This window comes from uncultured Chryseobacterium sp. (genome assembly GCF_913776365.1).
In the GTDB taxonomy this organism is placed as follows: Bacteria; Bacteroidota; Bacteroidia; order Flavobacteriales; family Weeksellaceae; genus Chryseobacterium.
Map to the genome: position 1 here is coordinate 1 of NZ_CAJYMO010000127.1, position 9,071 is coordinate 9,071.

A 9,071-nucleotide genomic window follows, 5' to 3' on the forward strand; every position below is an offset into this window, starting at 1 on the left:
ATGTATGCAGGGCAGAAGCAACAAGCCAATTGCCAGCAGCCATAAGCCACTCTTACTATCTTAAATTGTTAAAGAAAATGTCCCCTGAATCATTCAGAGGACATTGATATGTATGGAAAGCAAAAAGCTAGTGCCATATGCTATAAGCCAGCAGCCACTTGCCACCCGCTAGTTCCTGTAATACGGATTGATTTCCGCAGAATCGAAAGTAAAGGCATTGCTGTTTTCAGATTTATCCAGCTTTTTACTGATTGTCAGTGCCCATAGTACGAGCTCTTTGCAGAAATTCTGATCTTCAGGGCTCAGCTCAGCAGTGTTTTCTTCCACAACAGTGGCTAAAGGCGCAATGCTGTTCAGCTTATCGTAAAATTCCTCATCGGTATCATTGTAATTCAGGGCCAGATGGTTTTTCCCGAACCATTTGATCAGGTCGGTGTACGGTGTCTTGATGCTTTCCTTTTCCAGCTTTGAAATGCGTGGGAAAAGGCTTTCGAACTGGGTCATCACCGCTTTGTCAATCAGGATTTTGGCTACATAATCGGCTCCTTCCTGCTCGCCTTCGTACACCAGTTCTATTTTTCCGGTAATGGAAGGAATGATGGACATAAAATCCAGTAACCTGACGGTGGTACGTTCCGCACCGGATTCGATGAGCCGCAGCCTTGCAGCCGCCATCAGGTTTTCCATGGCACTGATGCTGAGACGGGCACTTACCCCGCTTTTGGCATCCACGTATTCACTTTCGCGGGCGGCAAATGAAACTTCTTCCAGCAGGTCTTTTGCCAGATCCGGAATTGTTATTTTTGACTGATCTTCTGCGGAAATATGTGCTTCCTGCTCCGTAATCTGACGGGCTAAAGCTACCGTTTCCGGATAGTGGGTGAAAATCTGGGAACCGATCCTGTCTTTCAACGGCGTAACAATACTTCCCCTGTTCGTGTAATCTTCCGGGTTGGCGGTGAAGACGAACTGGATATCCAGCGGCATTCTCAGCTGGAATCCGCGGATCTGGATGTCGCCTTCCTGCAGGATGTTGAACAGGGAAACCTGGATCCGGGCCTGTAAATCCGGCAGTTCGTTCAGCACGAAGATGCACCGGTTTGCCCTTGGAATCATTCCATAGTGCAATACGCGTTCATCCGAATACGGAAGCTTTAACGTAGCGGCCTTGATGGGGTCGATGTCGCCGATAAGGTCAGCCACATTGACATCCGGTGTCGCCAGCTTTTCAAAGAAACGGTCGGACCGGTGTACCCATGCAATCGGGGTCTCATCGCCAAGTTCGGCTACCAGGTCACGGGCGTATTTTGAGATCGGCTGGAAAGGGCTGTCGTTGATTTCAGATCCTTTTACCACAGGCATATATTCGTCCAGGAGGCTTACCATGCTTCTGGCAATCCTGGTCTTCGCCTGCCCGCGCAATCCGAGAAGGTTGATATGATGGCCGGCAAGCAGTGCCTTCTTGAGTTGCGGAACTACGGTATCTTCATAGCCCCATAGTCCTTCGAATACGGGTTCTTTTGCCCTGATCTTAGCAACCAGGTTTGCCTGTATCTCTTCATTGATGGTTTTGTGGGTGTATCCTGAGTTTTTTAATTCTTTAAATGTCGTCTCGTTTTTCATTATTAATCCTGCTAATTATAGATGATATACTGTTAATATAAATATTCGCTGTACGGCCAACTGCCGGAAGCAAGTTGCCAACAGCCTCTTAAATCCTTCTTTTCCTGTTTTTCTCGTAATCCTCAAAAATCATTTCTCCCAATCCGGACAGTCCCGTCAGGAATGCTTTCCCCTGGTTCTGTGCGGTGAAAGCTTCCACAAACTTCCTGAGATACGGATCCTGGGCGATCATAAAGGTGGTGATCGGGATTTTCAGTTTCCGGGCCTGAGCTGCTCTGTTGAGGCATTGGGACACGATCCGTTGGTCGAGTCCGACGCTGTTCATGTAAAATTCTCCTGTCGGCAGCTGGATGCAGCTCGGTTTACCATCGGTGATCATGAAGATCTGTTTGTTGGTGTTTCTTTTTCTCCGGAGAATATCCATGGCGAGTTCCAGTCCGGCCACGGTGTTGGTATGGTACGGCCCCACTTTGAGGTAGGGAAGGTCTTTGATGCTGATCGGCCAGGCCTCATTTCCGAAAACGATGATGTCGATCGAATCTTTCGGGTATTTGCGGTGAATGAGTTCCACCAGTGCCATGGCCACCTTTTTAGCCGGTGTAATCCGGTCTTCACCGTAGAGGATCATCGAGTGGCTGATGTCGATCATCAGAACAGTACTCATCTGGGCTTTATGGCGTGTTTCTTCAACAATGAGGTCGTCTTCGGTAAGCCGGAGGTCTCCGATACCATTATTGACCTGGGCATTCTTAAGGCTTTCGGTCATATTCACCAGCGAGAGATCGTCTCCGTACTGAAAGGAGCGGTGGTCGCCGTCCTTTTCATCGCCAACGCCTGTTTTCGAGGTCCGGTGGTTTCCGATGCCGCTCTTCTTCAGCTTTCCGAAGATCTGGTCCAGGGCAAATTCGCGTAACGCAGATTCCAGCTTGGGAGTCAGCACATTCTTTCCTTTTCCGGTACCGGCATTGCCATCTTCGGGATCGATTTCTTCCCGGATATAGCCGCGCTTCTTCAGGTCTTCCTCAAAATCTTCCAGGGTATATTCGTCAGTAAAGATGTCATATTCCTGATTCAGCATATCCAGCCATTCAAAAGCCTCTTCAATATCGCCGGAGGTATGGGTCAGCAGATCTTTGAACACATCAAAAACCCGGTCAAAATGCGAGACTTCTTCCGGAACATGTTTGCTGAAGACGTATCCTTTTCTGAAATTAAATTCTTTATTTGTCATTCAATCACTCTTCTTTAGAACAATACAAGTTAGCAATTATTATGATATGTTTTATAGTCCGGGAAATAGAATTTGGTTATTATTCTGATTAATGATGTGATTGCAAATGGGAGTAACCTTTATTCAGCGGCTGAAATCTTCCCGTTTTATGATTCATATGAATTTAGTCTGTGATTTATCATTTCAGATCCAATAGTATGTGATCATTAATAGCGTCGGGCTTTAGCCCGACGTATCAAACGCGATCAAAATTCGGCTTAAGCCAAAGGTTACTGTAGATTTTGGCTTATCATAAAATAGAATAAAGCAAAAGGGATGAAAGTCAATTTTTTTGTCATTCATCTCACAATTTTACTTTCGGGAATCCGGGTTTTTAAGCCCGAAAACAGAACAGATGGCATCCGAAAGGGCCGAAAGTTGTCCGGCGCTGCTGTTGCTCAGAATGATGATATTGATCTTTCTTCCGGGATCTGAAAACAGCACGGCTTCAAAGCTTCCGGCTCTTCCCTGGTGAAAATGCCTTGTCAGTTTCTTATTGTGATACCCGGCATGACCAAGTGCAGACTCGCTATTCCCGTCAGGAAAACCCTGCCCAAGATCATACAGCGATTGTTCACTGATGATTTTCCCTGCATGTAAAGCATCCGCCCATTTCATCAGGTCGCGGGCCGTGGCATAGGTTCCTCCGGTAATGGCCGGTTCTGCAGGGTCCTGTACGCCTGTATTTTTAAAACCTGTGGCTATGTTTTTCTCCTGCATCAAAGGCGTCATCACTGAATATTTCATTCCGGCAGGTTTGAAAATGAACTTTTCAGCATAGGCTTTGTAAGGCATCCCGGTAACATGTTCAATCACGAAATGCCGTAAAAATATGGTATTGTTGTTATAATCATACCGGGTTCCCGGTTTAAAATCGAGATTTTCAACAGCCCGTAAGCCATTAAAGAGATCACGGTCGTTTTTTATATTTTTCCAGTTGATTTTAGGGAGCCCGCTGCTGTACTGCAAAAGGTCTTTTATGGTCATTTCATTTGCCCAGGCAGGAAGCTCAGGGATAAATTTTGAAACTTCATCTGTCTGTTTCAGCTTTCCCTTTTCTTTTAGCTGCATCAGCGCCACGGCACTGAACTCTTTGGTGATGGAACCCAGATGGAACCTGGAGTTTTTATTCAGCTTTTCCTGTTTTGCAGCATCGGTAAAACCAAAAGATGCTTCATAGATGATTCTGCTGTTTTCGGAAACCAGGATATTTCCATTGAATATCCCTGTGGAGTCTGCATGTTTTACTACTGAGTCGATTTTCCTGACGGTCTCCGACTGTGCAGACAGATGGCCGGTACAGACCTGTAAGAGCACGGGCAATAAAAACAGCAGTTTTCTGTAATTCTTGATTTTCATAGTCATCATGTCAATAAAGGATGGTTATCAGTCCTGTAGTTTCAAATATACAAATATAAGCCGGCATCAGCGGTTTAATTTTTATCCGCAAACCATTTTGCGCCCGCCGTTTTATCCTGAAAACCCTATCTTTGCATTCCTAAAATTTGCATTATGAAAGACCTGATGGGCCAAGCCATCCATGACTATTATCATGACCATAATCCTGAAGACCTGCAGACCGAAACCTCAATTTCCGAGCTGGATGAACTTCCGGTGGCCTATCTGTTCAGGGAGTTTAAAGCAATGAATCCCCTGGAGCAGGAAGCCCTCAGCTTATCCCGTGGAAAAATACTGGATATCGGTGCCGGTGCCGGTTCGCATTCTTTGTATTTGCAGGAAAAAGGACTGGACGTAACGGCACTGGATATTTCGCCGAAGTCCATTGAGGTCTGTACAGCGAGAGGCATCCGGCAGGCGTTCTGCGCAAATATGCTGCAGTTTCAGGAACAGGGATTTGATACAGTGCTGCTGCTGATGAACGGCACCGGGATCTTCCAGAGCCTGCAGGTGATCGACATCTACCTGAAAAAGCTGCATTCCCTGCTGAATGACGGCGGGCAGGTCCTGATTGACAGCACAGATATTATCTACATGTTCGATGCGGATGAAGACGGCGGCGTCTATATTCCGGCGGAGGGCTACTACGGCGAGCTGGATTACGTGGTGCATTACAAAGGGCAGTCGGAAGACCCGATCAAATGGCTGTACCTCGATTTCAACACCCTGAAAAATGCCGCTGAAAACAACGGTTTCAGGATCGAAAAAGTACGTCAGGAAGAAGATTCTTACCTGGCAAAGCTCACCAGGAGATAAGACGGCAGGAACCCGTTGTAATTGATACACATCAGGAAAGCAGCCGTTAATCCTATAATGACCGGAACCATCGGTGATGCCGGGCGGTACGGAATCTTTTTGATGGTTTCGATCCAGAGGAAAAAAACACGGCAAACCCCATGATGGCAAACTGGAGTTCCGGACGCCACCAGTAACGTGTCGTGGTTTCACCGTCTGCCGTTTCATGCAGCAGCCGGATTCCGGAATACTGGATCACGGAATAGACGATACCGATCAAAATAATGGCGGTCCCTTGTTTATATTTTTTTAATTTGAAGAGGTTCAGGGCAAGAAGGACAGCACCGGAGATAAATCCGAAAAACAGTCCGGACAGGATGACCAGTTCCCGCGGGTACAGCCGGATGGCATTCGGATCGTCAGCAATGTGGTCTTTCTGCAGTTCTTCCTGCTCAAGCTTTTTAAGTACCTCAGCTTCTTTTTTATTCCGGATAAGTTCCCTGATGCGGAACTTTTCTTCATCCGTAAATATACGTCCTCTCTCTTCAAGAATTTCAGCGGCCATATGAATGGCTTCCGGTGTAAACCTGCTGCCTTCCCGCAGGTAACTTTCCAGTTCCGGATTGGTAAGTTTCTGCAGAACGTTTTTCTGTACCATGATTGATAAAAAAATGGGCAAAAAATGCCCATTTTGAATATAGATTATAGTAAAATTATCCGATTTCGATACCGTTCTCCACATTGCTGTCATCCGGCGTTACGAAGGACAGTTTTCCGTCCGGCTTGGTCGTCAGCAGCAGCATTCCCTGGGATTCGATGCCTCTGATCTTCCTCGGTGCCAGGTTCAGCAGAATCATCACCTGCTTGCCGATCAGTTCTTCCGGGGTAAAGCTTTCCGCGATCCCTGAAACAACGGTTCTTACATCAACTCCCGTATCCACCTTCAGCTTCAGCAGCTTATCGGCTTTTTCTACTTTTTCAGCTTCCAGAATGGTAGCGGTTCTCAGGTCGATTTTTGTAAAATCATCAAATGTGATTTCGTCTTTCATAGGGTTGGCGTTAGGGTTGGTCTTTTTGTTGTTTTGCTTGGTTTGTTCTAATTTTTCTATTTGTGCATCTATTACTTGATCATCAATTTTAGAATAAATCAAGGGAGCCTTTTCAACGATTTTATGGCCAGCTTCAATTAAAACTTTTGAATTTTCAACTGTAGTCCAGTCTAGTTGAGCAACATTGAAAATTTTGTAAATTTTTTCAGCTGTGAAAGGCAGGAATGGCTCTGCTAAATTTCCTAGTGCAACAGCAATTTGCGCTCCGATAAATAATGTGTTTTTTGTTTTTTCAACATCATTTTCGAAAGTTTTCCATGGTTCTTCATTTTGCAGATATCCGTTTCCAAATCTCGCTAAGTTCATGAATGCTGTCAAGGCATTTCTGAATTCGTAATTATCCAGATTACTTCTGATCTCAATAGCACTTTTGCTGATTTGTTCAAGTTCTGGAGCGTTGATGTTTCCGTCAGGAACTTTGCCTTCAAAATATTTATTAATTAAAACAGCAACACGATTAATGAAATTTCCAAAAATATTTACCAGTTCCGAATTGTTCTTCGTCTGGAAATCTTTCCATGTAAAATTATTATCCTTGGTTTCCGGAGCGGAGGAGAGCAGTGCATATCGCAGCACATCCTGCTGTCCCGGGAAATCCTCTACATATTCGTGTGCCCAGACGGCCCAGTTCCTTGAAGTCGAAATCTTGTCGTTTTCCAGGTTCAGGAATTCAAATGCCGGAACATTGTCGGGCATCACGAAATCACCGTGGGCTTTCATCATCGACGGGAAGATGATGCAGTGGAATACGATATTGTCTTTTCCGATGAAATGCACAAGATCCGATTCTTCGCTCTGCCAGTAGTCTTTCCAGTCTTTTCCGTTCTTTTCCGCCCATTCTTTGGTGAACGAAATGTATCCGATCGGCGCGTCAAACCAAACATAGAGCACCTTCCCTTCGGCACCCGGCAGCGGTACGGGAACGCCCCAGTTGAGGTCCCGGGTCATGGCTCTCGGCTTCAGCCCGTCATTCAGCCAGGATTTTACCTGTCCGTATACATTGGTTTTCCAGTCGTCTTTATGGCCTTCGATGATCCATTCATTCAGGAAATCTTCATATTCATTCAGTGGCAGATACCAGTTTTTCGTTTCCTTCAGCACGGGAATATTTCCGCTGAGCATGGATTTCGGATTGATCAGCTCGGAAGGCGATAGGGTAGAGCCGCATTTTTCGCATTGGTCGCCGTAGGCATTATCGTTGCCGCAGTTCGGGCAGGTTCCTACAATATATCGGTCGGCCAGGAATTCTCCGGCCTGCTCGTCAAAATACTGCTCCGAAACCTCTTCCGTGAATTTCCCCTTCTCATAAAGGACTTTGAAAAATTCCTGACTGGTTTCGTAATGTTTCTGAGACGTTGTTCTTGAATATTCATCAAATGAAATTCCGAGGTCAGAAAACGATTTCTTAATGATTTCGTGGTATTTGTCCACGATATCCTGAGGGGTTACGCCTTCTTTTTTGGCGCGGATGGTGATGGGAATCCCATGTTCATCGGAACCGCAGATGAAAGCCACCTCTTTTCCTGCTCTTCTCTGAAATCTTGCGTACACATCCGCAGGAATGTACACGCCTGCGAGATGTCCTATATGAACCGGTCCGTTGGCGTAAGGCAACGCTGCCGTAATCATCTTTCTGTTCGACATTTTATCGTAAAGTTTTATCGGCAAAGATAAGGAATATCCCGGAATACTCATTCTGCGCTTCCTTTTTCCTGTCAAAAGACAATTCAGGGCACCGGAATATTACATTTAGTTAAACGTTAGTTTAACTTTTTGTTAATTCAAGCAGGTATTATGTTATGCATATTTAAATGTATATGATTGTTAATTAGGATATTGTGTTTTTGCGAGCCTATAATCTACACAATTTTAACTTAATTTATAATAAAATTAACATAGTTGTAATTTTTTTATAAATTGCATCAGGACTTTTGTCTGATTATTATTGATACGAAACTATATAAAAATAATATTTTGAAGAATTTTACGACAGTATTAAAAATCGCTCCGGCCTTCCTGTTGGCCAGTGCGATGGTCCATGCACAAACGGACTCTACCACTAAAGAAAAAAAGATAGAGGAGGTGGTGCTGATTGGATATGGGAAACAGAAGAAAACTGATCTTACAGGTTCTATTACTTCAGTTTCTGAAAAGGAATTTAATAAAGGGGCAATTGTATCAGCAGATCAGTTAATTAACGGAAAAGCGCCGGGAGTAAGAATTACCAATAGCGGCGGTTCACCGGATTCGGCTCCGAATATAAGAATCAGAGGAGGCTCTTCTATTTCTGCACAAAATAACCCTCTCATTGTAATTGATGGTGTCCCGTTAGATTTTGTTACTGCAGCAGGATCTGCAAACCCCCTGAACTTGGTTAATCCAAATGATATTGAATCATTTTCAATTCTAAAGGATGCATCCGCAACGGCGATCTATGGTTCAAGAGCATCCAATGGGGTTATTATAATCACCACCAAGAAAGGAGGCGGAAAGTTAAAAGTTGGTTTCAATACCAATATGTCTGTTGGTCAGGTTACCAAATTTTCTGATGTAATGGGCTCTCAGCAGTTTGTCGATTATGTAAGCACCTACTTTCCGCAAAGCAGATGGAAACTAGGGGTTGGTGGAACTGTAGATTCACCTACTGTCACCGGAACACTTTATGATACCAATTGGCAGGATGTTATCTACAGGACATCCGTATCTACTGATAATAATTTAAGTTTATCAGGAGCTGTATTTGATAAAAAATTACCGGTAAGGTTATCATTGGGATATAACAGAACCGAAGGGGTTGTTAAAACGAGTGATTATGAAAGATTTTCAGGTGCTTTAAGAATTACTCCTACGTTTTTCGATAAACATCTGAAAGTGGA

Annotated in this window: 7 protein-coding genes; 2 read left to right on the forward strand and 5 right to left on the reverse strand. The window is 44.5% G+C overall.

From position 1 onward, the window contains the following. Positions 1-168: 168 nt before the first annotated feature. From QZ735_RS06225 to QZ735_RS06235, 3 genes are all read right to left on the reverse strand, one after another. Positions 169-1,623, reverse strand: coding sequence for a sigma 54-interacting transcriptional regulator (locus tag QZ735_RS06225; protein WP_294245694.1), 1,455 nt, complete (start codon positions 1,621-1,623; stop codon positions 169-171). An 88-nt stretch (positions 1,624-1,711) separates the two neighbouring features. Then, entirely contained in the window at positions 1,712-2,854 is a 1,143-nt protein-coding gene (locus QZ735_RS06230; RefSeq protein ID WP_294245697.1) for a VWA domain-containing protein, read from the reverse strand. Between the two features lie 351 nt (positions 2,855-3,205). Continuing rightward, entirely contained in the window at positions 3,206-4,252 is a 1,047-nt protein-coding gene (locus QZ735_RS06235) for a serine hydrolase (RefSeq protein ID WP_294245700.1), read from the reverse strand. Between the two features lie 153 nt (positions 4,253-4,405). On the opposite strand from QZ735_RS06235, the gene QZ735_RS06240 reads away from it, so the two are divergent. Beyond that, a complete protein-coding gene (locus QZ735_RS06240; protein WP_294245703.1) occupies positions 4,406-5,107 on the forward strand; it encodes a bifunctional 2-polyprenyl-6-hydroxyphenol methylase/3-demethylubiquinol 3-O-methyltransferase UbiG in 702 nt (233 codons plus the stop codon). 52 nt (positions 5,108-5,159) lie between these two features. Here QZ735_RS06240 and QZ735_RS06245 read toward each other — a convergent pair whose 3' ends face one another. Continuing rightward, complete coding sequence (locus QZ735_RS06245; RefSeq protein WP_294245706.1) at positions 5,160-5,744, reverse strand: hypothetical protein; 585 nt, start codon at positions 5,742-5,744, stop codon at positions 5,160-5,162. A 55-nt stretch (positions 5,745-5,799) separates the two neighbouring features. Then, entirely contained in the window at positions 5,800-7,839 is a 2,040-nt protein-coding gene (gene metG, locus QZ735_RS06250; RefSeq protein ID WP_294245709.1) for a methionine--tRNA ligase, read from the reverse strand. Positions 7,840-8,169: 330 nt separating this feature from the next. Here metG and QZ735_RS06255 point away from each other — a divergent pair. Beyond that, on the forward strand, positions 8,170-9,071 hold a 902-nt coding region (locus QZ735_RS06255), incomplete at its 3' end, for a TonB-dependent receptor plug domain-containing protein (protein WP_294245710.1).

Coding starts and splice junctions, on each gene's coding strand:
- QZ735_RS06235 (WP_294245700.1), bottom strand. CDS start 4,252: ATGAAAATCAAGAATTACAGAAAACTGCTGTTTTTATTGCCCGTGCTC.
- QZ735_RS06230 (WP_294245697.1), bottom strand. CDS start 2,854: ATGACAAATAAAGAATTTAATTTCAGAAAAGGATACGTCTTCAGCAAA.
- QZ735_RS06225 (WP_294245694.1), bottom strand. CDS start 1,623: ATGAAAAACGAGACGACATTTAAAGAATTAAAAAACTCAGGATACACC.
- QZ735_RS06245 (WP_294245706.1), bottom strand. CDS start 5,744: ATGGTACAGAAAAACGTTCTGCAGAAACTTACCAATCCGGAACTGGAA.
- QZ735_RS06240 (WP_294245703.1), top strand. CDS start 4,406: ATGAAAGACCTGATGGGCCAAGCCATCCATGACTATTATCATGACCAT.
- metG (WP_294245709.1), bottom strand. CDS start 7,839: ATGTCGAACAGAAAGATGATTACGGCAGCGTTGCCTTACGCCAACGGA.